Genomic DNA, 25,037 nt, shown 5'->3' with positions numbered 1-25,037 from the left:
CGGGAGGAGCACGGACGTGGCCGAAAGCACCATCGAGCAGCACCCGCTCGCGGGCTGGGACAAGCCGGAACTGGACCTCAGCAACGCCGAGTGGCAGTCCAGCAGCCGAGGGCGGGGAGACGTCCAGATCGCCTTTGTCGAGGGCTTCATCGCGATGCGCAACAGTGGCCGCCCGCAGAGCCCCTCGTTGATCTTCACGCCCGCGGAGTGGGGAGCGTTCGTTTCGGGAGCGCGCGAGGGGGAGTTCGACCTGACGTGAGCCGGTGCGTCACCCCGGGGTGACGTGCCCGAAGGTGAATCCTTCTCCTTTTTCCGGACACTCGACCCACGACCCCTTCCTGGGGACCGGGCCTGCGTCAGGCTGGCCCCAGGAAGATCGGAAGTCTGTGCCGGAGGCGAGGATTCCATGAGTACCCTGCCGGTCATCGCGGCGGTCGACGGTTCGGACGACAGTCTGCGTGCCCTGGAGCTGGCGGTCACCGCGGCCCGGGCCCGCGAGGCGCCCCTGCGCGTGGTCCACGTGCGGCAGTACGCGCCCTGGGGGCAGCCCGACGTGCTGGTCGCCGGCCCGCCGGACCCCGCCGACGACCCGGTGCTCGGCCAGGTGAGCGCCCACCTGGCCGACCGGACCGGCCCGCCCGTCCCGGAGTACGTCGCCCTGGAGGGCGCCCCGGCCGCCGTGCTGCCCGAACTCGGCGCCGAAGCCCAGCTGTTGGTGCTCGGCTCGCGGGGCAGGGGCGGATTCGCGAGCCTGCTGCTCGGCTCCACCTCCATGGCCGTCGCCGCCGACGCGGCCTGCCCCGTCGTCGTGGTGCCGCGCCCCGGACGCGAGGTGCCCGACGCGCCCGCCGCCGAACCCGGGCCGCGTGTCGTCGTCGGCCTCCACGTCGACGGTCCGGACGAGGCCACCCTCGCCCTCGCGTTCGAGGAGGCCGGTCTGAGCGGGGCCCGCGTCCAGGTGATCGCCGCCTATCCCTGGCCGGTCCAGATCTGGTCCGCACCCGGCGACTTCGTGCCCGCCGCCACCGACCAGGACGTCATCGAGGGCGAGACCCGCACCCTGGCCGACGGCTTCGTCGCCCCGCACCGCAAACGGCACCCCGGCGTCCACGTCGAGCTGACCGTGGCGCCGGGCGACGCGGCCGGTCACCTCGTCGCCGCCTCCAAGGACGCGGACCTCGTCGTCGTCGGCCGACACCGGCGCCGCCTGCTCGCACCCGCACGGATGATGGGCTCGGTCACCCGGGCCGTCCTGCTGCACGCCGCGAGCCCGGTGGCGGTGGTGCCGCCGAGCGGGGCGGACGAGAGCTGAGGCCGCGTCGGTGCCGCGGCCCGGGGCGCCGCCGAGGTCCCGGCGTCGGCAACCGGCCGGGTGCCCCGTGATGGTGTCACCACCCGGCCCGGACGACCGCTGGTGCTAATGGAATCCAGCAGACCTATCATTAGCGCCATGGACGACTCGATCAGCGGCGACGCACGACTCGCCCTCGACCTCGCCCTGACCGTGCGGCACGACGGGAACGGCGGGGTCGCGGACGACCTGACCGCACCCGCCGGGCTCACCGCCTGGGTCAGGGACCACCCCGGCCTGCTGCCGGACGCCCCGGCGTACGTCGCCGACGACCGCGCGCTGAGCGAGGTGCGCGAGCTGCGCGCGGCGGTCCGGGCGCTGTTCGCCCGCGCCGTGCGCCCCGGCGAGCCCAGCCCCGCGGACGCCGCCCGTCTGCTGCCCGTGCCCGAGGCGGTCGAGCGGCTCAACACGGTCGCCGCCCGCGTGCCGACCGTCCCCGTCCTGTCCTGGGCCGACGGCGCCGACCCCGTCGTACGACAGGAGCCCCCGGACGGCCGGACGGAGCTCACCGCGACGCTCGCCCACGCCGTCCTCGCCTTCCTCGCGGGCCCCGAGCGACAGCGGCTGCGTGCCTGCCACGCGCCGCGCTGCGTGCGGTACTTCATCAAGGAGCACCCGCGACAGGAGTGGTGCAGACCGTCCTGCGGCAACCGGGCACGGGTCGCCCGCCACCACGCGCGACACCGCACGAGCGCCTGAAGAACGACCCCTCGGTGCCGGAACGGGCGCCGGGTCACCGGATGTTGTCCCGCGTTCGTGGTCAGTCCTGCTCCAACGACCCCATCGGAGAAGATCCGGGCGTACGCTGAGGTGCCTGAACGTCACGGTGCGCACCCGCTCCCCGCGCCGGCTGCATCACCGTGGCAGGGGGTGGATCATGACGCAGCGCGCCGTCCGCAGCCGTCGGACCATGTTCGAGCGCGAGAACGAACTCGCCGCCGTGGAAGAGGCGTTGAGCGAGCTCACCGGCCTGCGCAGGGACGGAGGTGAGCCGCCGGACCGCCCGCGCGGCGCACTGCTCGCCTTCGCCGGACGGGCCGGGATCGGCAAGACCACCCTCCTCGCGGAAGTACGCCGCCGCGCCGCCGCCAAGGGATGCACGGTGCTGTCCGCGCGCGGCGGCGAACAGGAACAGCACGTCGCCTTCCACGTGGCCCGCCAGCTCCTCCAGCCCCAGCTCGCCGGAGCCGCCGAGTCCGAACTCCGCAGCTCGCTGGGGAGCTGGTACGCGATCGTCGGACCTGCGCTCGGCCTGTGCGCGCCCTCCGAGGGCGCCCCGCCCGACCAGCAGGGCCTGCGCGACGGACTCGACTGGGTGCTCACCCACCTCGCGGTGCAGCGCGCCCCGATGGTCCTCGTCCTCGACGACGCGCACTGGGCCGACGCGGAATCGCTGAGCTGGCTCGCCGCCTTCGCACCCCGCGCCGAGCAGCTCCCGCTGCTCCTCGTCGTCGGCTACCGTCCCGACGAACTCCCCGACCACGCAGAGGCGTTCAGGGGTCTGCCCGGCCGCGCCGGCCAACGCCCGCTCGGCCTCGAACCGCTCAGCGCCGCGGCCGTCGCCCGCCTCGTGCGCGAGGACCTCGGCGCCCAGGCCGACGACGCCTTCTGCCGCGAGTGCTGGGCCGTCACCGCGGGCAACCCCTTCGAGGCGGTCGAACTCACCGCGAAGGTCCGCGACCGCGGACTGACCCCGACCGAGGACGGCGCACACCTGCTGCGCGACCTCGCCGCCGCCGTCAAGGGCAGCGGCCTCATCGCCCGCCTCGAACGCCTCGGCACCTCCACCGTCCGCTTCGCCTGGGCGTGCGCCGTGCTCGGCACCGAGATCCACCCCACGCTCGCCGCCGCCGTCGCCGGACTCGGCCCCGAGGAAGCCGCCGACGCCGCGGACGCCCTGCGCGGTGCCCGCATCCTCACCGGCGCGCTGAACGCCGCGGGCACGCTCGAATTCGTCCACCCCCTCATCGCCACCGCCGTCTACCGCGCCATCCCCGGCGGCGTCCGCGTCGCCCTGCACGGCCAGGCCGCCTGGTGCATCGTCGACGAGGGACTCGGCCCGTCGGCCGCCGCCCGCCACCTCATGGAGACCCACCCCGACGGAGACACCTGGATCGTCCAGCAGCTGCGCGCCGCCGCCCGCGAGACCCAGCGCGCCGGAGCCCCCGACGCCGCCCGCCGCTACCTCGCCCGCGCCCTGCGCGAACCGCCGCCCTTCGAGGACCGGGCCGCCGTCCTGTACGAACTGGGCTGCGCCTCCCTGCTCACCGAACCGGCGACCACCGTCAACCATCTGCGCGCCGCACTCGAAGAACCCATCGCCGACCCCGAGCTGCGCCACAACACCGTCTACCGCCTCTCCCAGGTCCTCGCCCACAGCGACCGCCTCGCCGAGGCCTCGGCGACCCTCGCCCACGAGATCCGCCAGACGGGCGACGCCCGGGTACGCCTGCGCATGCAGTCCGAGCAGTTCATGTGGGACGCGTTCCGCGCCGACGAACCGGATTCGCCCGCCCGCTCCCGCCGCCTGGCGCGCCTCGCCGACCGGCTCACCGGACGCGACCTCACCGAGCGGTACGTCATCGGCCTGCGCGCCTGGGACGCCACCCTGCGCGGCGAGCCCGCCCACGTCGCCCTCCGCCACGCCGAACGCGCCCTGGCCGGCGGATTCGGCTGGGCCGAGGCCGACCGCGGCTTCGAGGTGCCCGTCCTGGTCGCCCTCACCTTCATGTACGCCGACCGCCCGGGCCGCACCGAGGAACTCTTCGCCACCGGGATCGCCGACTTCGAGGCCCAGGGCTGGCACGGCGCCCACCTCTCCTTCGGCTACACCCTGCTCGCCTACCTGCGCTACCGCCGGGGCCGCCTCGCCGAGGCCGAGGACTTCGTGCGTGCGGGCCTGCGCCTCGCCGAACGGGTCGGGCCCCGGGTCCCGGCGCTCTGGTACGCGGTGGGCGTCCTCATCGAGGTCCTGCTGGCCCGTGGCCGGGTCGCCGAGGCCGCGCGCACCGCCGACGACTACGCCTTCGGCGCGCCGTTCCCCGCCGCCGTCGTCTTCCCCGACGCCCAGACCGTGCACGGCGAACTGCTCCTCGCCCGCGGCCTCACCAAGGAGGCCTCCGCCGAGCTGGCCTCCGCCGGGCGCCGCCTCGACCCGCGCGGCATGCGCAACCCCGCCTGGTGCCCCTGGCAGCTGCACCTCGCCCGGGCCGAGAGCCACGACGCACCGGAACGCGCCGTCACCACGGCACTCGAAGCGGTGAACCGTGCCCGCCAGTACGGAGCGCCGTCCGGGATCGGCCAGGCGCTGCGCGCCGCCGCCGACGTCTCCGCCGGTTCGCACCGCGTGAAACTCCTCGAAGAGGCCGTCTGCCACCTGGAACGCTCACCGGCCGCCTACGAACTGGCCTGCGCCCTGGTCGCGCTCGGCACCGAACTGAGGCGCGCCGGGCGGCCCAAGGAAGCCGCCGAACACCTCTACCGAGGCCTCGACGCCGCGGTCCAGTGCGGGGCCGACGGCCTCGTCGAGGACGCCCGCGACGAACTCACCGCCGCCGGACTGCGCCCGCGCCGCCTGCACGGCACCGAGACGGACACGCTCACGGCCCGCGAGCGGGCCGCCGCCGCGCTCACCGTACGGGGCCGGACCACGGCGCAGATCGCCGAGGAACTGCGCACCGAGGAGCCCACGGTCGTACGCCTGCTGTCGGCCGTCTACCGCAAGGTCGGCACGGACCCGACGGGGCTGCCCGCCGCCCTGGGAGAAGCGACGGAACGCTGACCCGGACGGGCGATCCGGCGATCCGGGCGGCCGTCGGCCGGCCCCGGCCGACAGCCGTCCCGTGACCGGCGGTGACACCCCTGCCCACACCCCGGGACCAGGCCCCTTCGCACCGGTCCGCGTCGGGCGCCCCCGAGGCCCGACACACGCCCGTGCACGTACCATTGCGGCATGTCCTTCCTCCGCCGCCGCAGCGCCACGCCCGCCGGGCCCGACTTCGACGTTCTGGCCATGGACCCGGGCGACTGGCCGGGCAACCTCGGCGCGGGCCTGCTGCCCGCCCCCGACGGCAGCTGCCAGGGCGTCTTCCTGCGCTACGACCTGTTCGGCGGACGCGGTCCCGCGATGATCATCGGCAATCTGCCGGAGGGCTCCCTGGCCCGCGACGTCGCCGAGGACGAGGTCCCCTTCGAGGTGGCCCAGCTGCTCCTCGCCCTGGAGAACGACGAAGAGGTCACCGTCACCGGAACCGAGGACATGCCGGTGATGCAGGGCGACAACCTGATGATCGTGCGGCGTCTGAAGCTCTCCGAGACGCGCATCTCGTGCGTCCAGTTCGACCGCAGCGACAACGTCCTGGTGACCATCGCCGCCTGGGACCGCCCCATCACGGACGACCTGTACGCCCTCCTGAAGCCGCTGCCGGCGGAGCTGTTCCAGCAGGGCTGACCACCGGGCGCCCGGCGCCCGAACGGGTGACCGTGACCCCTGACCCATGGGCGGCCGGGCCCGCGTCAGGCGGGCCCGGCCGCTCGTCTCACGAGTGCGACGGAAGCTCGGTCACGTCCGCGGCCCGGACGAACGCCACCCGGTGCCCGAACTGGATCTCGTAGTACATGTCCGAGCCGATCACGACCTTGTGCGGAGCCGTGTCGAAGGTCGGCGAGTAGAAGTACTCGCCCGGCACCTTGTCGCCCACCGCGTACCGCTGGCCCTGGAGCAGCTTGTACGGCAGCGGCGACACCGCCTGGACGGGCACGCCCGCCGGGTACGCCTCCTTCTCCGGGTAGGCACGCCCGTAGACCGGGATCTCCGCCAGGCCGGCCTTGGGCGTGACGACCTGCCCGGACGCGTTCACCGCCGTCGGCTGCTTCGCCGGGTTCTTGAACCAGGCCTTCTGCCCGAGGTACCAGATCGCCGTCCAGTCGCCGTCGCGTTCGGCGAGCGCGTACTGCTGGCCGGTGGACACACGGGAGGCGACGTCGTTCACGTCGATGGTCGAGTCGGCGCCGCTCGGATACAGGCCGATGTCCTTGACCAGCGGCGCGTTCTCGTCCGGCTGCGTGTGCAGCCGCACCTCACCGGAGCCGTGCGCCGCGCAGGGCTCTCCCTTGGTCACGCAGCCCGTGTACTCCGGCCGGTTCTTGTCGAAGTCCGGCAGGACGGTCACCAGCCCGCCGCCCTGCTTCACGGTCCGGTGCAGGGGGTGCCCGAGCAGGGTGAAGTAGTGCTGCCAGTCCCAGTACGGGCCCGGGTCCGTGTGCATCCCGGGGATGGTGGAGGTCGTCGGGCCCGGCACGTTCTCGTGCCCGAGGATGTGCTGCCGGTCCAGCGGAACGGAGTACTTCTTCGCCAGGTACTTCACCAGCCGCGCCGAGGCACGGTACATCTCCTCCGTGTACCAGGCGTCCGGCGAGGCGAGGAAGCCCTCGTGCTCCAGGCCGATCGACTTGGCGTTGATGTACCAGTTGCCCGCGTGCCAGGCCACGTCCTTGGCCTTCACATGCTGGGCGATGTGACCGTCGGTCGAACGCAGGGTGTAGTTCCACGACACGTACGTGGGGTCCTGCACCAGGTTCAGTACGCCGTCCCAGGTGCCTTCGGTGTCATGGACGACGATGTACTTGATGCTCTGCGCCCCCGGCCGGTCGCCGAGGTCGTGGTTGCCGTAGTCGCCGTCCCCGAACTCGGCGTACGGAGCGGGGATCCATTCGCAGGACACCTCCGCGGGACACTCCGTGCCCTCGGCGGAGGCCGTCCGCAGTCCGGCCCGCCGCAGCGTCGCCGTGTCGGGACTGAGCGCCGGCTGGGCGGCGAGCGCCACGCGCTGACCGGAGTCCGTGGTGCGCTCCGCACCGTCGCGCATCACCTCGTAGACGTCCTGTGCGTACGTCGCCGCCGTCGAACTGTCGTCCGCGCCCGAGAAGCGCGCGACGGCGCCGTACCAGTCGGCCGCGTCGGAGCTGAGCGGCTCGCCGAGGTCCCGCTGTGCCGCGGCGAGGAGCGCGGCACCGCCCTCCACGTTCGCCGCCGCGTCCGTCCGCAGCGCCTCGGCCGGCAGACCGGTCAGCTCGGCCGCCTTCGTCAACGTCTTCAGACGGTCGGGGAGTTGGGAACTCTCCGGCACCTTCGCGGTGGGGATGCGGGCCGGGCGCGAGCTGTCGCCGCGGGCGTCCTCCGTCCCGTCGCTGTGGTGCGGGGCCCGCGCGATCGCCGTCCGGGCGTCGGTCAGGTGCATCGGGCCGTAGCCGCCGGTGACACTCGGGGCACCGTCGTGCCCGTCCCAGCGGGACTGGAGATAGGAGACGGCGAGCAGCACGCTCTGCGGCACGTGGTACTCCGCGGCCGCGGCCGCGAAGGCCCGCTGGAGCCGCGCCGAGGACTCCGCCTCGGCCTGGCCGGACGGGGCGGCACCGAGCAGCGGCAGCAGCAGCGCCGCGGAGGCGACGGCGCCCGCCGTCCTGCGCGTGCGTCTGCGCCCGTTGGGGGCCTGGGGAACGGTGGCGGACCTGGGCAATGCAGCCTCCTGGGACGGTCGGGCGCGGTGGGGCGTGCGGGGCCGAACTGCGTCAGTGCTACCGGCTCTCCGACGATCCGTCAATCATGCCCAGTGGAAGGCGATTTCCCATGTCAGCGCACGTTGTGAAGGTTTTCGTGGCGGCGGTGACGCGGCCTGCACGGCGTCAATGGCGTGGACCAATGGACCGAACGGGTGAGGTCGCGACACGACAGAGGTCCGCGGTGCGCCCCTGTCCTGGCGCGACCGCGGACCTCCGTCCCCGTCAGCGAGTGCCGACCGCCGCTCGTACGGCCCGGCGGGCCATCTGGCAGTCGTCGTGCAGCCGCCTCAACAGCAACCGCTGTTCCTCGCCCGACGGCGCGGCACCCGGGTGAGCCGGACCGGGCGCCGCCGGGGCCGTGTCGTGCATCGAACGCTGCACGGCCGTCTCATAGGTGCGGATCTCCCGTGTCAGCACGAGCATCAGATTCACCAGGAAGGCGTCCCGCGCGGTGGGCCCCGCCGACTGGGCCAGCTGGCTGATCTGCCGCCGCGCCACCGGCGCGTCACCGAGGACCGCCCACAGGGTCGCCAGGTCGTACCCCGGCAGATACCAGCCCGCGTGCTCCCAGTCCACCAGCACTGGACCGGCCGGTGAGAGCAGGATGTTCGACAGGAGAGCATCACCGTGGCAGAACTGCCCCATGCCCTGACGGCCCGCCGAATGGGCGATGCCGTGCACCAGCTTCTGCAGATCGCCCATGTCCCGGTCCGTGAGCAGACCCAGCTCGTGGAATCGGGAGATCCGCTCCGCGTAGTCCAGCGGGGCGTCGAACGTGCCCGCCGGCGGCCGCCAGGCGTTCAGCCGGCAGATCGCGCCCAGCGCCGCCCGGATGTCCGCGCGGGGCGGGGCCTCGGCGGGGTGCCGCTGGAGCGCCGCGACCCGGCCCGGCATCCGCTCGATGACCAGGGTGCCGTTGTCCGGGTCCGCCGCGATCAGCCGCGGCACCCGGACCGGCGGCCGGTGCCGGACGAACGAGCGGTAGGCAGCTATTTCGTGCCGGATCCGGTCGGCCCACATCGGTGACTGGTCGAGTAAACACTTGGCGACGGCCGTGCTGCGCCCCGTCGTGCCCACGAGGAGCACGGAGCGTCCGCTGCGGCGCAGCACCTGTACCGGAGCGAACTCCGGACAGATCCGGTGCACCGACGCGATCGCCGTGCGCAGCTGCGCGCCCTGAGGGCCGGACAAGTCGATTCTCCCGCTGAGCGGCTGGGTGCCGAGCCCCGGGACGCGTCGCGTCCGGCCGGCACCGAGCACGGGCGCCTGGCGGGCGGGGTCGAGGTAGGGGCCGCTGCCCGCCGGGCGGGTGTGCAACGACCGGGGCGGAGCGGACACGGAGGACGATGCTGCGTACATGGGCGATACAGATCCCTTCGTGTGCCTGCGAGTTGCCGCGCTACCCGCCCCGGCCGCGCCGGAACACCCTGGGGAGTGTCCCTGCGGCAACCGGGTCGGGGTGGCGCGTTCCTACCTGACACCCGAGGTCCACTGGCACACCATCTGGCGCACCCTGGCGAACCCTGGCGAATAGTCGCTCAGCAACTGACAGGCGGTTACTGTCAAATCAGCCGAGAACCTGGGGGCTTGACGTGAACGGACAACCCAACACCCGTCTGTCGGACCTGTTCGGCCTGGCCGGCTGGTCCAAGGGCGAACTCGCGAGGATGGTCAACCGGCAGGCGGCGGCCATGGGCCACCCCCAACTGGCGACCGACACCTCGCGGGTGCGGCGTTGGATCGACATGGGAGAGATCCCGCGCGATCCGGTGCCGCGGGTGCTGGCGGCCCTGTTCACCGAGCGTCTCGGCCGTGTCGTGACCATCGAGGACCTCGGTCTGGTCCGGCACGGGCGTACGGGAAAGCGGCAGAGCGGCGGGAGTGCGGAACATCCCGACGGAGTGCCGTGGGCGCCCGAACGGACCGCCGCGGTCCTCACCGAATTCACGGGAATGGACCTCATGCTCAACCGACGCGGCTTGGTGGGCGCGGGTGCCGCGCTCGCCGCGGGATCCGCACTCAGCACGGCCATGCACGACTGGCTCCACACCGATCCGGCCCTCGCGGCCGACGCTCCCCGATTCGAAGATCCCCTGCACGCCGACCCCGCTGGGTTCGACCGGTACGAGGCCGCCCCCATCGGGTCGCAGGAGATCGAGGAACTCGAGCGCTCGGTCGAGGTGTTCCGGGCCTGGGACGCGGCTCGCGGCGGCGGGCTGCAACGCAAGGCCGTGGTGGGCCAGCTGAACGAGGTGGGAGGCATGCTCTCCTACCGGCACCCCGACCATCTGCAGCGACGCCTCTGGGGTGTCGCCGCCAACCTCGCCGTCCTCGCGGGCTGGATGTCGCACGACGTCGGCCTGGAGCCCACGGCTCAGAAGTACTTCGTCATCGCCGCACACGCGGCCCGAGAAGGCGGTGACCGGCCCCGCGCCGGCGAGGCGCTCTCCCGAGCGGCTCGTCAGATGGTGCACCTGGGCCGGCCCGACGACGCACTCGACCTCATGAAGCTGGCGAAGTCGGGTTCCGGCGAGGAGGTGCTGCCCCGCACCCGTGCCATGCTCCACACCATCGAGGCCTGGGCGCAGGCCTCCATGGGCAAGGGGCAGGCGATGCGGCGCACCCTCGGCCTGGCGGAGGACCTGTTCGTCTCCGACCGGGGCGACGTCCCTCCGCCGAGCTGGATGCAGCTGTTCGACGAGGCCGACATGCACGGCATGCAGGCCCTCGCCTACCGCACCCTCGCCGAGCACGAGCCGTCGGCGGCGGCCACGGCTCAGCGCCACGCGAAGGAGGCGCTGAAGCTGCGTGAGTCGGGCCGGGACCGGTCGAAGATCTTCGACCACATCTCCCTGGCGTCGGCCTGCTTCATCGCCGACGATCCCGAACAGGCCGACCGGTACGCGCGACTCGCCCTGACCTCGATGGGGGCCAACTCCTCCCATCGGACCTGGGACAGGCTGCGCGAGATGTACCGGCTCACCGGGCAGTACTCCAGCTATCCGAAGATCCACGACCTGCGTGAGGAGATCAAACTGGCCCTGCCCAACGGTTCGTTGAAGCCGAGGGGCGGCGGAAACAGCGCGCGGGCGTAAGGAGCCCGTGCCGACGACACGGGTCGGTGGGCGGGTGTGGGTCCGGGCTTGACTCCGGTCTCTCGACAAGGTCAAGGGCGATTCCGGTCCTTGGCGCCGTCGGAGGGCGCGGTGTGATCCCCGCTCGCGAAGCCGTCAGGAACCGACCCGGGCGATGAGCACGCACGCGTCGTCCGCGCGCTCGGATTCGCCGAATTCCTCGACCACCATCCGTACACAGTCCTGGGCGGTTCGGGCTCCGTCGAAGCGTGGGGCCAGGCCGAGCAGACCTTGTACGGCGGCCGTTCCTGCCTCGCTCCCGGCTTCGGCCCGGCGAGGGGACCCCCACTGCCGCGGCACCAGTCCGTCGGTGTGCAGGAGCAGCAGGTCGCCTTCTTCGAGTGTCTCTTCGGCCTGCCCGTAGACGGCTCCCGAGGTCGCCCCGAGCAGCACGCCGTCCGGTGCTGTCAGCGCGCGCCCCGTCCCCTCGCGGAACAGCAGGGGGGCGGGGTGACCCGCCTGTGCCCAGCTGAGGGTGCGGGTCTCGGGCCGGTAGCGGCAGCAGACGGCGCTGCCGAGGGCGGGCTGGACGGTGGTGTCGAGCAACTGGTTGAGCCAGGACATGAGTTGCCCCGGCTCGGTGCCCGCCATGGCCATCCCACGCAGTGCGCCGAGCAGCATCGCCATGCCCGAGGTCACGGTCACCCCGTGGCCGGTGAGGTCGCCGACGCTCAACAGCATCTCCCCGCCCGGGAGTTCGAGTGCGTCGTACCAGTCGCCGCCGATCAGCGCGCCGGTCGAGGCCGGCAGGTAGTGCGCGGCCAGATCCAGGGTTCCGGCACCCCGGTGCGGGGACCGCAGAGAACCGCGCCAGGGCGGCAGCACGGATTCCTGCAGTTCCACTGCGATGCGCCGCTCGGTCTGTGCGAGGTGCCGCTGGTGTTGCAGCGAGTCACGGCGCTCGCTCACCGTCCGCTGGCTGCGCCGCAGTTCACTGACGTCACGGAGCACGGCCCACATCGAGGTGGTGCTGCCGTCGGCGTCGAGCACGGGCTCGGCCATCATGTGGACGGCCCGTACCTCGCCGTCGGGGCGCACTACGCGGAACTCCCCGTCGATCGGTTTGGCGTCGATGAGGCAGTCCGTGACCATCGAGGTCAGCTTCGCCCGGTCCTCGTCGAGCACCAGGGAGGGGAGCTCGTCCAGGGTGAGCGGGGGAGCGGCGGGGTCGCGGCCCAGAATCTGGTAGAGCTCGCCCGACCAGCCGGCCTCGTCGGTCAGCAGATTCCACTCGGCGCTGCCGACCCTGCTCAGCAGTGAGCCGTGCCGGGACACGGCGGGCACGGCCGCAGTGGTGGCCGGCGCTGCCGCGGGTGGGGCGGGGAAGGGTGGTGGCCCGTCCCGCAGCTGCGCCAAGTGCGCGTCGAGGTCGTTGAGTTGATGCATCGCCAGGTTGCACAGTGCACGCTGCCAGCGATCCTGAGGATCCGTGCCGTCGGAGGGTGCCTCGCGCCGTACGGCATCCACCTCGCCCCGCAGCTGCCGCGTCTGCGAGATCAGCGCGTCGACCGAGCCGCGCCGGGGCGGCTGGGCGGCGGAGCGGTCCGCAGAGAGATGGGAGGGCATGACGTACTCCGATGCGGGGACGGTACGACCTGGTGTGACGGAAGGACCGTTACGACTGTTGCACAGCCTGCGACGCGCTGTAAGGGATTTGGCAACACCCGATACGGTGGTGCACCTGGCATATGCCGCAGTCCTCCCGGGCCGGTCGCCCGGGACGGTTGCGGTACGCGTGCGGCGGGTCAAGTCGTAGGTGGCGTACGTGACTTGACGGGTGAATGCGGGGTTGTGCCCGTCGTTCATTCTCCCGTTCGAGGGGCATATGTGCGAGTGCTCGTGAAGTCTTTCACCTCGGCGTCGTACAGGGCCGCGGGATCGATGCCCATCGAGGCGAAGTTGCCCTCGATCTCCAGGCTGACCAAGCCGTGCAGACGGGCCCACAGGATGGTGGCCCGCGCGGCGATCGCCTCCGGGACGTCCTCGATCCCGTGGCGTTCCATCCATTGCCCGAACTTCGCCGCCGGACCCTCCGGAGTCGGCGAGTCCGGCTGTGCCAGGTCGCTCACCGCGTCCAGTACGACGTTCATGGCGGGCTGGGACGCCTCGACCAGGCTGGTCGACTGGGCGTCGTACCCCTGGAGCGGCGCCCGGAAGAGGAGCCGGTAGCGGTGCGGCTCGGCCAGCGCCCAGGCGCGGTAGGCCCGGGCGATCGCCGTCAGGCGGGCGACGGCGTCCGAGGGCTCCGCGCCGCTCGCGCCCGCGTCCGTCGTGCGGCCCGCGTCGGTCGTGGGGGTGTCGTCCGGGCCGCTGTCGGGGTCCTTCGCCTCGCGGCCGGCCGCCCGGGACAGTGCGACCGCCAGATCTCCGTAGGCGTCGACGACCAGCTCGGTGAGCAGGCTGTCCCGGTTGGCGAAGTAGCGGTACAGCGCGGGTCCCGTCATGCCCAACTGCTTGGCCACCGCGTTGAGCGACAGTGCCTCCGGACCGCCTTCGGCCAGCTGCCCGAGCGCCGCCGTCTTGACCTCCTGTCGTACCTGCGCGCGGAACCGATCGCGCGGGCCCGTACCGGTCCGGCCTCCTGTGGTCACGTCATCACCTCTTCGTCTGCTGGGGGTGCGGTGGTGACCGCTCTTGACTAACAGAATATAGAGGAGCAAGCTTTAGTTAGAACCTCTCACGCAAGCGAGAGACGATAACGAAGGAGCTCTGACCGTCATGAACCCGGAGGCCGTCATGGAGAGTCACCCCGTCGAGAACACCGACCCCTCCGAGCGCGGCGACACCGCCGGGGGAGCGGTGACCGAGGTCGTCCTCCCGGGTGTCGTGGAGCCCTCCGGCCTGGAGATCCGCGTCCGCCCCGCACCGCGGCCCGCCGCGGGCGAGGTCGTCCTCGCCCTGGAGGCCTCCGGGGTGTCCTTCGCCGAGCAGCAGATGCGCCGCGGCAAGTACTACGACCAGCCGCCGTTCCCCTTCGTGCCCGGGTACGACATGGTCGGCGTCGTCGTCCGGGCCGGCGAGGGCGTGGACGCCTCCCTGATCGGCCGGCGCTTCGCCGCGCTGACCAAGGTGGGCGGCTGGGCCAGCCTCGTCGCGCTCCCTGTCGCCGGTCTCGTCGAGGTCCCGGGCGGGCTGGACCCCGCCGAGGCCGAGACGGTGGTCGTCAACGGCATCACGGCCTGGCAGATGCTGCACCGCGTCGCCCGCGTCCGCGCCGGACAGACCGTTCTGGTGCACGGGGCGAACGGCGGAGTGGGCTCCACCCTGGTACAGCTGGCCAGGCACGCCGGTATCCGGGTCATCGGCACGGCCTCGCCCCGGCACCACGAGGCGGTGCGTGCGCTCGGCGCCACACCGCTCGACTACCGCGCCGCCGATCTCCCCCGCCAGGTCCGGGAGTTGGCGCCGGGCGGCGTCGACGCCGTCTTCGACCACGTGGGTGGCGACGGCATCGTGGACTCCTTCGGGCTGCTGGCGAAGGGCGGCACCCTCGTCTCGTACGGCACCGCGGCCACCCGGGACGTCGCCGGGTCCTCCAAGCTGCCCGTGCTCAAGCTCATCGGCCGGCTGCTCCTGTGGAACCTGCTGCCCAACGGCCGGCGCACGCACTTCTACAACATCTGGGCGGGCAAGCGCCGTTCGGCCGCCTTCCACGAGCGGCTGCGCACCGACCTCGGCCAGGTGCTCGCCCTGCTCGCCGACGGCGCGATCACCGCGCAGGTGGCGGCGCGCGTCCCGCTCAGCCGCGCGGCCGAGGCCGTACGACTCGCCGAGTCCGGCACCGTCACCGGCAAGGTGATCCTCGTCCCGGACCCGGCGGACGGCGCGGCACCCGACCCCCGGTGACGACAGCCCGGCCCACGCGATGTGTCGGCCGCGGACCGACGGCGAGCAGCGGCTTCACCGGCGACGCGACCAAGGCGGGCAAGTCCGCCGAGGCCGGCTGCCGGTACGCCGCGCCGGTCCACCGGGCGCATCGAGACGGGTGTTCACCGGGCACACCGGGATGGGCGTCCACCGGGCACACCGAGACGGGCGCGGCGAGCGTCAGCGGCTGACGGCGCACGGCGGCGGGCCCGGGCGCCCGCCGCCGTCGTTCACGCGTACAGGTCCGGGCGCGGGGCCAGTTCGACGGTCACCCGGCCGCCCTCCTCCAGGGCCCGGACGCCCGCCTCGGCGACGGCGGAGGCCGCGTACCCGTCCCAGGCGCCGGGGCCGGTGACCCGGCCCTGCCGGGTGGCGTCCACCCAGGCCTGCACCTCACGGTCGTAGGCGTCGGCGAACCGCACGAGATAGTCCTGCGCCACCTCCTCGTGCGCACCGCCCGCCGACGTCACCACCATCGTGTGCTCGTCACCGATCCGGGCGCTGCCCGACTCGCAGACCGCCTCGCACCGCACCTGGTACCCGAAGCCGCAGTTGACGAAGACCTCGACGTCGACCACGGCACCGTCCGCGGTCTCGAACAGCACGAACTGGGGGTCCAGCAGGCCTTCCGGGGCGTGCGAGGAGGGCCGGGGGCGGAGCACGGTCACGGCCGTGAGCTCCTGGCCCAGCAGCCAGCGCGCGGCGTCGATCTCGTGCGAGACGGAGCTGTTGACCAGCATCGCCGAGGTGAAGTGGGGCGGCGACGACACGTTGCGGTGGGTGCAGTGCAGCATCAAGGGCCTGCCCAGCCGGCCGCCGTCCAGCAGGGACTTCAGGCGCAGGTACTCCGCGTCGTACCGGCGCATGAAGCCGATCTGGGCGAGCCGGCGGCCGAGCCGCGCCTCCGCCTCCACCACCCGCAGCGCGCCGGCGGAATCCGGCACCATCGGCTTCTCGCAGAGCACCGGCAGCCCGCGCGCGAAGGCGGCGAGCAGAGCTTCCTCGTGCGCCGGGCCGGGGGAGGCGATCAACACCGCCTGCACACCCGGCGCGTCGAGGGCGGCGACGGCCTCGGCGTGCACCGAGACGTTCTCGATGCCGGCCACGGCGTCCTTCGCCCGGTCCGTCTCGGGGTCCGCCACGGCGGCGACCCGGGCGCCGCTCACCAGCTGGTCGATCCGCCGTATGTGGTCGGCTCCCATGTGTCCGGCACCCAGGACTGCGACACCCAACAGGTCGTTCACGCGCTCCGTACCTCTCCGCCGACGTTCGGTTCTCTGTCCGATTGTCGGTCGGAGTGATCAGTAACGCAGCACCCCGGCGATGCCTTTCGCGTCCCTGAGGCTCCCGTCGGGGACGAAGCGGACCTCGGCGCCCGTCTCCAGGCACTGTTCGACGATCTCGTCGACGATGTCCTCGCGGGAGTCCATATCGCCGCTTTCCGCCGGGACGAGGTGGTCGCCGTCGTCGCGGACCGTCACCCGGTAGTTCTCCTCGACGGCGAGCAGCCGGACGCGGCCCTCGGTCGCGTTCTGCCACACCTCGTCGACGCCGGCGGCGAACTCCTTGCGGCCGAGGGCCGTTTCGAGCTCGCGCGCGACCTCGTCCGCGCCCTTGCGTTCCTGGGCGTTGATCAGCGGGCGGATCGCCTGCCACACGGCTTCGGCGGAGCCGTGTGCGAGCCCGCCGTGCGGGATGTGCGTCGCGTCCTTGGTCACGGTGCCGAGCTCGTCCAGCAGGGAGAGCGCGGCGGTCTCACCGGTGACGTACAGCGGTCGCGGATTCTCCCGCAGGATCGAGGCGAGGACGGTGTCCGCGTCGCGCAGGAACCGGCGGGTGCCCTCGTCGCGGAAGGTGCTCGGCATGTCGCCGATCTGCTCCTGACGTTCCGCGTCGAAGTTCTCGCGGTCCCTGAGCAGCGGGAAGCCGCCCGTGTGGTCCTCGACGACATGGCCTCCGCCGCCGTTCCACAGGGTCACACGGTCGGCGGCGACGGACAGCACCCAGAACGGGCGCTCGGAGGCCTGTGCGGCGACGAGGTTGCGGGTCAGGAAGGTGTCCGAGAGCACGACGCGCTCGGGCACGGTGCGTGCCAGGGACCACACCTGGTGTTCGCCGGGTGCCGCGAAGATCACCAGACCGTCCTCGACATGTGCCAGGTCGACCTCGGACACGGCCCGGTCGAGCTGCTGGAGGACATCGGTGCGCCGCTCGCGGGTGACGGCGGGATCGGCCTCCAGCTGCTTCTTGGCTTCGGCCATCACATTGCGCAACCGGACCGGATCCTGGGCGTTGTCGGGCTCGCGGCGGTGTGTCGGCGTCAGCACCGACACCGCCGGGTAGGGCCGCGGCCTGCGCAGCTCGGAGAGGGTCGCGGGGCTGAGTGCGTGCTCCATAACAGCACCATAGGACCAATTCCCCTATCGGGCATTTGGTGCAATTCGTTGCTAGGGTCACTGCGTCGCCAGATGACGAGGTCCGCATCGTGGTCGCACACGACGATGCCCTTCCCGGCGGGACGCCCATGACGCAGGTGGACACGGACGCGCAGGCGCCGCCGGCCGCGAAGCTGACGCTGCTGACTCTCACCATGATGGTCGTCGGCTCGATGGTCGGAGCCGGGGTGTTCTCCCTGCCGAGCCGGTTCGCCGAGGAGACGGGCGTCGCCGGCGCCCTCATCGCCTGGGCCGTCGCCGGCACCGGCATGCTGATGCTCGCCTTCGTCTTCCAGCGCCTGGCGATCCGCAGACCCGACCTCGACGCGGGCGTCTACGCCTACGCGAAGGCGGGCTTCGGCGAGTACCTCGGCTTCTTCTCGGCGTTCGGCTACTGGGCCAGCGCCTGCGTCGGCAACGTGACGTACTGGGTGCTGATCATGTCGACCGTCGGGGCGATCGCGCCCGCGCTCGGCGAGGGCGACACCGTCCTCGCCGTGCTGATCTCCTCGGTCGGCCTGTGGGCGTTCTTCCTCCTCATCCGCCGCGGGGTGAAGGAGGCCGCGGCCATCAACCGGATCGTCACCGTGGCGAAGGTCGTGCCGATCCTCGTCTTCGTCGTCCTCGCGCTCTTCTACCTGAAACCGCAGGTGTTCGCCGAGAACTTCGCCGGCGCCGACTACGCCGGTTCGCTCTTCGACCAGGTCAAGGGCACCATGCTGGCGACCGTGTTCGTGTTCCTCGGTGTCGAGGGCGCGAGCGTCTACTCACGGCACGCCGGACGCCGCGAGGACGTGGGCCGCGCGACCGTCCTCGGCTTCGTGAGCGTCTTCGCGATCTTCGCCTCGGTGACGATCGTGTCGTACGGGCTGATGCCGATGAGTGAGATCGCCGAGCTGCGCCAGCCGTCCATGGCCGGGGTCCTGGAGAGCGCGGTCGGCACCTGGGGCAAGGTCTTCGTCAGCGCCGGACTGATCGTCTCCGTGCTCGGCGCCTATCTCGCCTGGACGCTGATGGCGGCCGAGGTGCTGTTCGTCGCCGCCAAGGACGAGGACATGCCCCGCTTCCTCGCCCGCTCCACCGCCGCCGACGTGCCGGTGCCCGCCCTGGTGATGTCGACGATCCTCACTCAGATCATGCTGGTCGTCACCCTGTTCTCGGACGACGCGTTCAACTTCGCGCTGGACCTGACCAGCGCCCTGACACTGATTCCGTTCCTGCTGGCGGCAGCCTTCGCCGTCAAGATCGCGCGCACCGGACGCGGCGGGGACCTGGCCGTCGGACTCCTCGCGACCCTCTACACCGCCTTCCTGCTGTACGCGGCAGGACTGAAGTTCCTCCTCGTCTCCTTCATCATCTACGCGCCCGCCACGGTTCTGTTCGTGATGGCACGGCGCGAGCAGGGCAGACGGCTCTTCTCGCCCCGCGAACTCGTCATCCTCGTCGTGTCGACCGCGGGTGCGGCCCTCGGCATCGTCGCCCTCGCACTGGGCTGGATCAGCCTCTGACCCGGAGAAAGGCACACCGTGACCAGTCAGGACACCACCGGCCGTCCCGCGTACGGCGTCCACTCGGAGGTCGGCAGACTGCGCAAGGTGCTGGTGTGCGCGCCCGGCCTCGCGCACCGCAGGCTGACCCCCACCAACTCCGACGACCTGCTCTTCGACGACGTCATGTGGGTGGAGAACGCCCAGCGCGACCACGCCGACTTCGTCAACAAGCTGCGCGGACGCGGCGTCGACGTGGTCGAACTGCACGAACTGCTCGCCCGGACCGTGGCGATGCCCGTCGCCCGGGACTGGCTCCTGGACCGGAAGATCACCGCGAACGAGGTCGGACTCGGACTCGTCGACGACACCCGGGCCTTCCTGGAGACCCTCGAACCCGCCGAGCTCGCCACGTACCTGATCGGCGGTCTGGCCACCGCCGACCTGCCGGACGAGTTCCGCTCCGGCTACGTCGCCCTGGCCCGCGAGTCGACGGGAGTCCGCGAGTACCTGATGCCTCCGCTGCCCAACACCCTGTACACCCGCGACACGACGTGCTGGCTGTACGAAGGGGTCACGCTCAACCCGCTGTACTGGCCCGCACGGCACGACGAGACGCTCCTGATGAAGGCGATCTACACCTTCCACCCGGACTTCGCGGGCTCCTCCGTGTGGTGGGGCGACCCCGAACGGGACTGGGGACAGGCGTCCTTCGAGGGCGGCGACATCATGCCCGTCGGCAACGGCATCGTGCTGATGGGCATGAGCGAGCGCACCTCACGGCAGGCCATCACCCAGGTCGCGGCGGCCCTCTTCGAGAACGGGGCCGCCGAGCACGTCATCGTGGCCGGCATGCCGAAACTGCGGTCCGCCATGCATCTCGACACCGTCTTCACCTTCGCCGACCGGGACCTCGTCACGCTGTACCCGACCATCATGGACGCGGTCCACACCTTCTCCCTCCGCCCGAGCGACAAGGCCCCCGGGATCGAACTCACCGACGAGGGCTCGCGTCCCTTCACCGACGTCGTCGCGAAGGCCCTCGGTCTGTCCGAACTGCGCGTGGTCGAGACCGGCGGAGACGTCTACGCCTCCGAGCGCCAGCAGTGGGACAGCGGCAACAACGCCGTCGCGCTGGAACCGGGCGTGGTGTTCACCTACGACCGCAACACCCAGACCAACACGCTGCTGCGCAAGGCCGGCATCGAGGTCATCACCATCGTCGGCGCCGAGCTCGGGCGGGGGAGGGGCGGCGGCCACTGCATGACCTGTCCCATCGTCCGCGACCCGGTGGACTTCTGAGCCCGTCGACCGCGGGCGTTCAGAACACGTCCGGGTCCGCCGCCCGCCAGTCCGCCCGCCACGACGCGGGCGGCTCGGCCCGCAGCACCCCGGGCGCCAACCACTCGTGGAGCTCCGCGTACGAGCAGACGGTCGCCGCGTCGGTGCGCCGCAGCAGGAGACGGGGCACGAGGCCGGCCGGGTCCCGCACCCCCGCCGCCGCCATGATCCGGCACGCGCTGCGCACGGTCGCCCGCTGATACCGGTGGACACGCTCGGCCTTGTCGGCGACGTCCAGGGCGCGCACCCGACGAGGGTCCTGCGTGGCGATTCCCGTCGGGCGGGTACCGGTTTGACAGCGACGGGTCCGGAGACAGCCGAGGGCGAGCATCATCGCGCGCGCGGCGTTCGTGTAGTCCGCTCCCTGTGCCAGCCGCCCGACGATGTCCGCGCCGGTGGCGACGCCACCGCTCGCACCGATCCGGACACGGTCGCGCAGCCCGGCGCCGACCAGCGCGTTGTGCACCGTGAGCAGGCCCTCCGTGAGCGGCGTCCCCACGGCGCCGGGGAACTCCGGCGGAGCGGCGCCCGTACCGCCCTCCGCGCCGTCGACGACGATGAAGTCCGGGGTGACCCCCTCGGCGAGCATCGCCTTGCAGACGGCGAGGAACTGACGGCGCGAACCCACGCACAGCTTGAACCCGGTGGGTTTGCCGTCCGCCAACTCCCTCATGCGGGCCAGGAAGCACACCATCTCCCGCGGAGTGGAGAACTCCCGGTGGTGCGCCGGTGACACCACGGTCTCACCCTCCGGCACACCGCGCGCCCGGGCCACCTCGGCACCGACCTTCACACCCGGCAGGGTCGCGCCGGCCCCCGGATGAGCGCCCTGCGAGAGCTTCAGCGACACGCACTTGACCTCGGGCAGCGCCGCCTTGTCCGCGAACTCCCGTGCCTCGAATCGCCCTTCGGCGGTGCGGCAGCCGAAATACCCGGTGCCGATCTCCCAGATCAGGTCCCCGCCGCCGCGCAGATGGTGGTCCGACAGACCGCCCTCGCCGGTGTCCTGCGCGAAACCGCCCTTCGCCGCCCCCCTGTTCAGCGCCAGGACGGCATGCGAGGACAGCGCGCCGAAACTCATCGCGGACACGTTGAGCAGCGCCATGTCGTACGGCTTGGTGCAGTCGGGGCCGCCGACGCGGACCACGGGCGGCTCGTCGGGCACCTCGGCCGGACGCATGGACGGTTCCAGGAACTCGTGCCCGACGGCGTACACGTCCCGTCGGGTGCCGAACGGCTCGGGCGCCTCGGCACCGGCGGCACGCTCGCGCACGAGGGCCACCACCCCGGGGCCGTACGGTCGCCCGTCGTCGGCCCGTCCGGCGGAGTGCTGTCCCGTCACGACGCGCCGGAAGCGGCCGAGCAGGGGGTGATTCCGCAGCACCGCACGGCGGCGCTGCGTCAGGTCATGCACGGCGAGCGCGGTCAGAACCAGCAGGACGCCCGCGGCGCACCACCACCACGCCGACACGGCGCATGCCAGGACCAGCGCCCCGGCCGCGCCGAGGGCGACGATCAGCGGCAAGAGCATCCGGCGCACACCACGAGTCAAACCCACCTCGCGGCCCGGGGCGAAAGCTGAGCTGCCGCCCGGGTTGTCCGCGGCCCGGCGACCGCACGCGCCGGGTGGATGCCGGGAGCCGCTCAGCCGAGGCCGAGCGCCTTGTCCGCGGCCGCCACGGACGGCTTCCACCACGTCGTCACCGGCTCCCACACCAGCACGGCGTCCCCCGCGCCCAGCTGCTCCGCGGTGAACGAACGCCCGAACAGCGAAGGGTCGGCCGACACGGTGACGGAGTCCACCCTGCGGGCCTCGGGGTCGGCCGGGTCGGCGATCGTCCGGACGGCCGCGTACGCCGTCCGGCCCGGGCCGAGGCGGTACGGGCCGCTCTCTCCCGCGGGCGTCGGCAGGGCGGCGCCGTCCAGGTCCCCGAAGGTGACGGTGGGGATGCGGTCGACCGTGCAGGTCCGGGGGGAACGGTTCGTGACGCCGATGTGCACGACGCGGGCGTCAGCGGACTGCTCGGCCCGCAGCTGGAGGACCTTCTGCGCACACTTCGCGATCCGGCCGGCGGTGTGCTGCGGGGTGGCCGAGCCGCTCTGGGGCACCGCGAGGAGCAGAGCGGTGGCGGCGGCCGAGAGAGTGAGTACGGTTCGGATGCGCATCGGCGGTTCCCCCTGGAGTCGTCACGAACGGTGCGCCGTGCCCGGTCCGGGCGGCGCCCTGCCCAGTGTGACCACCGCGGCGTACGAGAGGTTGTAGCCGGCTCGTCCGTGTCACCCGGCCGTGTCACCGCCGGACCGGGCCGTCAGCGTGCCTTGTCGTCGGCCCCGCAGGAGCTGCCGCTGCCCGGGAGGGAGCCGTACAACAGGAAGTCGTCGACCTTCTGGTGCACGCACTTCGACGACGTGTAGCCGGTGTGCCCCTCGCCCTTGTTGTCGAGCACCACGGCCGACGGGCCCAGTCGCGCGGCGGTCTCGACGGTCCACCGGTACGGGGTCGCGGGGTCACCGCGGGTGCCGACGAGCAGCATCTTCGGGGAGTGGACGTCGCGCACGTGCTCGCGGATGAAGTCGGTGCCCTTGGGCCGGCCGTAGCACAGCATCACCTGGTTGAGCCGGAACGGGCCGAAGACCGGGGAGGCCTCCTCGAAGGTGGCGCGCAGCCGGCTCATGTCGTTCGTGAGCTGGGCGGCGGTGGGCCGGTCGGGATCGTCCGCGCAGTTGATCGCCATCAGGGCGGCCAGGAGATTGTCGACGGGGACGTCCTCGTCGCCGACGAGGCCGCCGTCCTTCCGGCCCACCGTGGATGCACGGGGCAGCGCGATGCCGCCCGACAGCTGGGACAGGGCATGCGTGTCGCCGTCCTGGATCAGGGCGGCGAGGGCGTGTTCGAGCGAGGGCCACAGCGACTCGCTGTAGAGCGCCTGGCTGATCGAGCCCACCAGGTCCTGGCCGGTGAACTGGTCCCCGAAGGCCGACGTGATCGGGTCCCGGTCGAGCGAGTCGACGAGCTGGGCGACCTGCTTCCGCGCGCCGCGCGCGTCCTGGCCGAAGGGGCAGGACACGTCCTTGACGCACCAGGTGAGGAAGTCGTCCAGTGCGGTCTGCTGCCCCTGTGCGCTCACCAGGGACTGCTCCGTGAGCGGTTCGGTGAGCGTGTCCACCCCGTCGAGCGTCATCCGGCCGGTCTTGTCGGGGAACTGTGCGGCGTACACCGCGCCCAGCCGGCTGCCGTAGGAGAAGCCGAGGTAGTTGAGCTTCTTGTCGCCGAGCGCCTGACGTATGACGTCCATGTCCCGGGAGGCGTTGACCGTGCCTATGTGCTGGAGCACCGGGCCGGAGTGCTTGACGCACTGCTTGGCGTACTGCTCCACCGTCCTGAGCGCGGCCTTGGGGTCGCCCGCTTCGGCGGTGGGGTCCGTGGTGGCGGAGACGTCCTGGGCTCCCGTGCCGCAGCTGACCGGCGAGGACCGGCCGACACCCCGGGGATCGAAGGTCACCACGTCGTAGCCGTTGGTGAGCCCCATGAAATCCTTGCTGTCGGCGGCGAGCTGGGATATCCCGGCGCCCCCCGGGCCGCCGAAGTTCAGCACCACCGACCCGCGCGACGCACCGGTCGCCCGATAGCGGGCGAGTGCCACGTCGAGGGTGCCGTCACCGGGCCGCGCGTAGTCCAGCGGCACGGTCACCTTGCCGCACTGCATGTCGTGGGGCATGCCGGAGCCCGTACAGGCGGCCCACTTGACCTTCTGCTGGTAGAAACGCGACAGGTCGGGCTGGTCCGCGGCGGCTGCCACCGTGGGGAGGCTCGCCGCGAGCAGCGCGAGCGTCGCGGTCGCGGCTCCGGCGACCGTGCCTCGTTGGTGCACGGACAGCATGCATGCCTCCAGGCTCGCCCCGCGGTGGACCGGCGACACCCCCTCGATCACGATAAGCGCGGCCCCGGGGGCACGCCTCCCGGCGAGCGGCCCGGGCCGATGTGCCTTACCCTTCGCGACCGCTCCTGTCGCAATCCGTCACGACCCGGCACGCGGGCGTTCGAAAACGGTGACGCTCGATGGGGTGAAAGACCGATAAGCCATAACTCGGATGGTTCTCCTGCGTTTTACGCGATGCGGGTGAGTGCCCGCGACGATGTCTGGAAGGCAGGAAACCTATGAAACGGGCTACCCGAAATGGGTTGATCGCCGCGGCCGCCGCCTCGGGTGCGCTCGCCGTGACGATGCCGGCGCACGCCGACTCTGCGGCGGACGGCACCGCGGTCGGGTCGCCGGGACTGATCTCCGGCAACACCATCCAGCTCCCGGTGCACGTTCCCGTGAACGCGTGCGGGAACACCGTGAACGTGGTCGGACTGCTCAACCCTGCGGCGGGCAACAGCTGCGCCACCAGGAGTGACGGGGGAGCGGCGAAGGAGACGGGGGCGAGCTCGACACACGGCGGCGCGGTCGCCGAGGGCGGCGCAAAGGATTCGCCGGGGCTGCTGTCGGGCAACGGTGTGCAGCTCCCGGTGGACCTGCCCGTGAACGTCAGCGGCAATTCCGTGAACGTCGTCGGGGTGGGCAACGCGGCCGTGGGCAACGAGGCGACCAACACCTCCGGCGGCCGTCCCGAGCAGCCGGCCACGCCGACGCCGCCCCCGGCGGCGCCGCCCAAGGCGCACCCCCGCCCCGTGGTGCCCCAGCAGGTCCCGGGGCAGCCGGTACCCGCCCTCGCCAGCACCGGCGCGGGCCAGACGGGGCCCACGATCGCTGCGGGCGCCGCGCTGCTGCTGGGCGGAGCCGTCCTGTACCGGCGCTTCCGGCCCGTCGCGGTGCGCTGATCCACGGCCACCGACGAAGGCCCCACCGGATCCGTG

19 protein-coding genes are annotated in these 25,037 nt (G+C 72.3%); 10 read left to right on the top strand and 9 right to left on the bottom strand.

Annotated elements, in window-relative coordinates; genetic code table 11:
- The first annotated feature begins 16 nt into the window (after window positions 1–16).
- From ABEB03_RS42565 to ABEB03_RS42545, 5 genes are all read left to right on the top strand, one after another.
- Window positions 17–259, top strand: a complete 243-nt coding sequence (locus ABEB03_RS42565) for a DUF397 domain-containing protein (RefSeq protein ID WP_028799506.1) — start codon at window positions 17–19, stop codon at window positions 257–259.
- A gap of 147 nt (window positions 260–406) precedes the next feature.
- Window positions 407–1,312, top strand: coding sequence for a universal stress protein (locus ABEB03_RS42560; protein ID WP_345658445.1), 906 nt, complete (start codon window positions 407–409; stop codon window positions 1,310–1,312).
- A 138-nt stretch (window positions 1,313–1,450) separates the two neighbouring features.
- Window positions 1,451–2,050, top strand: a complete 600-nt coding sequence (locus ABEB03_RS42555; RefSeq protein ID WP_345658444.1) for a CGNR zinc finger domain-containing protein — start codon at window positions 1,451–1,453, stop codon at window positions 2,048–2,050.
- A gap of 178 nt (window positions 2,051–2,228) precedes the next feature.
- Window positions 2,229–5,132 carry an ATP-binding protein gene (locus ABEB03_RS42550; RefSeq protein ID WP_345658443.1) on the top strand — a complete coding sequence of 968 codons (2,904 nt, stop codon included), beginning with the start codon at window positions 2,229–2,231 and terminating at the stop codon, window positions 5,130–5,132.
- A gap of 171 nt (window positions 5,133–5,303) precedes the next feature.
- Window positions 5,304–5,801 carry a hypothetical protein gene (locus ABEB03_RS42545; RefSeq protein ID WP_345658441.1) on the top strand — a complete coding sequence of 166 codons (498 nt, stop codon included), beginning with the start codon at window positions 5,304–5,306 and terminating at the stop codon, window positions 5,799–5,801.
- An 88-nt stretch (window positions 5,802–5,889) separates the two neighbouring features.
- Here ABEB03_RS42545 and ABEB03_RS42540 read toward each other — a convergent pair whose 3' ends face one another.
- Both ABEB03_RS42540 and ABEB03_RS42535 read right to left on the bottom strand, forming a co-directional pair.
- The gene (locus ABEB03_RS42540) at window positions 5,890–7,869 is read right to left on the bottom strand and encodes an N-acetylmuramoyl-L-alanine amidase (RefSeq protein WP_345658440.1); all 1,980 of its coding nucleotides are present in this window, start codon (window positions 7,867–7,869) and stop codon (window positions 5,890–5,892) included.
- A gap of 265 nt (window positions 7,870–8,134) precedes the next feature.
- Window positions 8,135–9,271, bottom strand: coding sequence for an aminoglycoside phosphotransferase family protein (locus ABEB03_RS42535; RefSeq protein WP_345658439.1), 1,137 nt, complete (start codon window positions 9,269–9,271; stop codon window positions 8,135–8,137).
- Window positions 9,272–9,504: 233 nt separating this feature from the next.
- On the opposite strand from ABEB03_RS42535, the gene ABEB03_RS42530 reads away from it, so the two are divergent.
- The gene (locus tag ABEB03_RS42530) at window positions 9,505–11,007 is read left to right on the top strand and encodes a DNA-binding protein NsdB (protein ID WP_345658438.1); all 1,503 of its coding nucleotides are present in this window, start codon (window positions 9,505–9,507) and stop codon (window positions 11,005–11,007) included.
- A 135-nt stretch (window positions 11,008–11,142) separates the two neighbouring features.
- Here the strand turns inward: ABEB03_RS42530 and ABEB03_RS42525 are convergent, their stop codons facing one another.
- Together ABEB03_RS42525 and ABEB03_RS42520 are read right to left on the bottom strand one after the other, a co-directional pair.
- On the bottom strand, window positions 11,143–12,612 hold the full coding sequence (locus ABEB03_RS42525; RefSeq protein WP_345658437.1) for a PP2C family protein-serine/threonine phosphatase: 1,470 nt from the start codon (window positions 12,610–12,612) through the stop codon (window positions 11,143–11,145).
- A 236-nt stretch (window positions 12,613–12,848) separates the two neighbouring features.
- Complete coding sequence (locus tag ABEB03_RS42520; protein WP_345658436.1) at window positions 12,849–13,637, bottom strand: TetR/AcrR family transcriptional regulator; 789 nt, start codon at window positions 13,635–13,637, stop codon at window positions 12,849–12,851.
- Window positions 13,638–13,782: 145 nt separating this feature from the next.
- Here ABEB03_RS42520 and ABEB03_RS42515 point away from each other — a divergent pair, with 145 nt between their 5' ends.
- Entirely contained in the window at window positions 13,783–14,892 is a 1,110-nt protein-coding gene (locus ABEB03_RS42515; protein WP_345658506.1) for a medium chain dehydrogenase/reductase family protein, read from the top strand.
- A 251-nt stretch (window positions 14,893–15,143) separates the two neighbouring features.
- Here the strand turns inward: ABEB03_RS42515 and ABEB03_RS42510 are convergent, their stop codons facing one another.
- Both ABEB03_RS42510 and ABEB03_RS42505 read right to left on the bottom strand, forming a co-directional pair.
- On the bottom strand, window positions 15,144–16,157 hold the full coding sequence (locus ABEB03_RS42510) for a Gfo/Idh/MocA family protein (protein ID WP_345658435.1): 1,014 nt from the start codon (window positions 16,155–16,157) through the stop codon (window positions 15,144–15,146).
- Between the two features lie 57 nt (window positions 16,158–16,214).
- Window positions 16,215–17,309 carry a baeRF3 domain-containing protein gene (locus ABEB03_RS42505; protein WP_345658434.1) on the bottom strand — a complete coding sequence of 365 codons (1,095 nt, stop codon included), beginning with the start codon at window positions 17,307–17,309 and terminating at the stop codon, window positions 16,215–16,217.
- 128 nt (window positions 17,310–17,437) lie between these two features.
- Between ABEB03_RS42505 and ABEB03_RS42500 the strand changes: the two genes are divergently transcribed.
- Window positions 17,438–18,856, top strand: a complete 1,419-nt coding sequence (locus ABEB03_RS42500; protein WP_345658433.1) for a basic amino acid/polyamine antiporter — start codon at window positions 17,438–17,440, stop codon at window positions 18,854–18,856.
- A gap of 18 nt (window positions 18,857–18,874) precedes the next feature.
- On the top strand, window positions 18,875–20,137 hold the full coding sequence (locus ABEB03_RS42495) for an arginine deiminase (RefSeq protein ID WP_345658432.1): 1,263 nt from the start codon (window positions 18,875–18,877) through the stop codon (window positions 20,135–20,137).
- Between the two features lie 19 nt (window positions 20,138–20,156).
- Here ABEB03_RS42495 and ABEB03_RS42490 read toward each other — a convergent pair whose 3' ends face one another.
- The 3 genes from ABEB03_RS42490 to ABEB03_RS42480 all read right to left on the bottom strand — a co-directional run bounded on the left by ABEB03_RS42490 (window position 20,157) and on the right by ABEB03_RS42480 (window position 24,057).
- Window positions 20,157–21,707 carry an FMN-binding glutamate synthase family protein gene (locus ABEB03_RS42490; protein ID WP_345658431.1) on the bottom strand — a complete coding sequence of 517 codons (1,551 nt, stop codon included), beginning with the start codon at window positions 21,705–21,707 and terminating at the stop codon, window positions 20,157–20,159.
- A gap of 113 nt (window positions 21,708–21,820) precedes the next feature.
- Entirely contained in the window at window positions 21,821–22,342 is a 522-nt protein-coding gene (locus ABEB03_RS42485) for a DUF4232 domain-containing protein (RefSeq protein ID WP_345658430.1), read from the bottom strand.
- Window positions 22,343–22,485: 143 nt separating this feature from the next.
- Window positions 22,486–24,057 (bottom strand): alpha/beta hydrolase, encoded by a 1,572-nt coding sequence (locus tag ABEB03_RS42480; protein ID WP_345658429.1) that lies wholly within the window; start codon window positions 24,055–24,057, stop codon window positions 22,486–22,488.
- Between the two features lie 278 nt (window positions 24,058–24,335).
- On the opposite strand from ABEB03_RS42480, the gene ABEB03_RS42475 reads away from it, so the two are divergent.
- A complete protein-coding gene (locus ABEB03_RS42475) occupies window positions 24,336–25,001 on the top strand; it encodes a chaplin (protein ID WP_345658428.1) in 666 nt (221 codons plus the stop codon).
- Window positions 25,002–25,037 lie beyond the last annotated feature (36 nt).

The organism is Streptomyces siamensis (genome assembly GCF_039543605.1).
Lineage (GTDB): Bacteria > Actinomycetota > Actinomycetes > Streptomycetales > Streptomycetaceae > Streptomyces > Streptomyces siamensis.
This window is presented reverse-complemented; position numbering and strand designations above follow the sequence as displayed.

Coding starts and splice junctions, on each gene's coding strand:
- ABEB03_RS42545 (WP_345658441.1), top strand. CDS start 5,304: ATGTCCTTCCTCCGCCGCCGCAGCGCCACGCCCGCCGGGCCCGACTTC.
- ABEB03_RS42560 (WP_345658445.1), top strand. CDS start 407: ATGAGTACCCTGCCGGTCATCGCGGCGGTCGACGGTTCGGACGACAGT.
- ABEB03_RS42475 (WP_345658428.1), top strand. CDS start 24,336: ATGAAACGGGCTACCCGAAATGGGTTGATCGCCGCGGCCGCCGCCTCG.
- ABEB03_RS42505 (WP_345658434.1), bottom strand. CDS start 17,309: ATGGAGCACGCACTCAGCCCCGCGACCCTCTCCGAGCTGCGCAGGCCG.
- ABEB03_RS42555 (WP_345658444.1), top strand. CDS start 1,451: ATGGACGACTCGATCAGCGGCGACGCACGACTCGCCCTCGACCTCGCC.
- ABEB03_RS42485 (WP_345658430.1), bottom strand. CDS start 22,342: ATGCGCATCCGAACCGTACTCACTCTCTCGGCCGCCGCCACCGCTCTG.
- ABEB03_RS42500 (WP_345658433.1), top strand. CDS start 17,438: ATGACGCAGGTGGACACGGACGCGCAGGCGCCGCCGGCCGCGAAGCTG.
- ABEB03_RS42515 (WP_345658506.1), top strand. CDS start 13,783: ATGGAGAGTCACCCCGTCGAGAACACCGACCCCTCCGAGCGCGGCGAC.
- ABEB03_RS42525 (WP_345658437.1), bottom strand. CDS start 12,612: ATGCCCTCCCATCTCTCTGCGGACCGCTCCGCCGCCCAGCCGCCCCGG.
- ABEB03_RS42480 (WP_345658429.1), bottom strand. CDS start 24,057: ATGCTGTCCGTGCACCAACGAGGCACGGTCGCCGGAGCCGCGACCGCG.
- ABEB03_RS42550 (WP_345658443.1), top strand. CDS start 2,229: ATGACGCAGCGCGCCGTCCGCAGCCGTCGGACCATGTTCGAGCGCGAG.
- ABEB03_RS42490 (WP_345658431.1), bottom strand. CDS start 21,707: ATGCTCTTGCCGCTGATCGTCGCCCTCGGCGCGGCCGGGGCGCTGGTC.
- ABEB03_RS42535 (WP_345658439.1), bottom strand. CDS start 9,271: ATGTACGCAGCATCGTCCTCCGTGTCCGCTCCGCCCCGGTCGTTGCAC.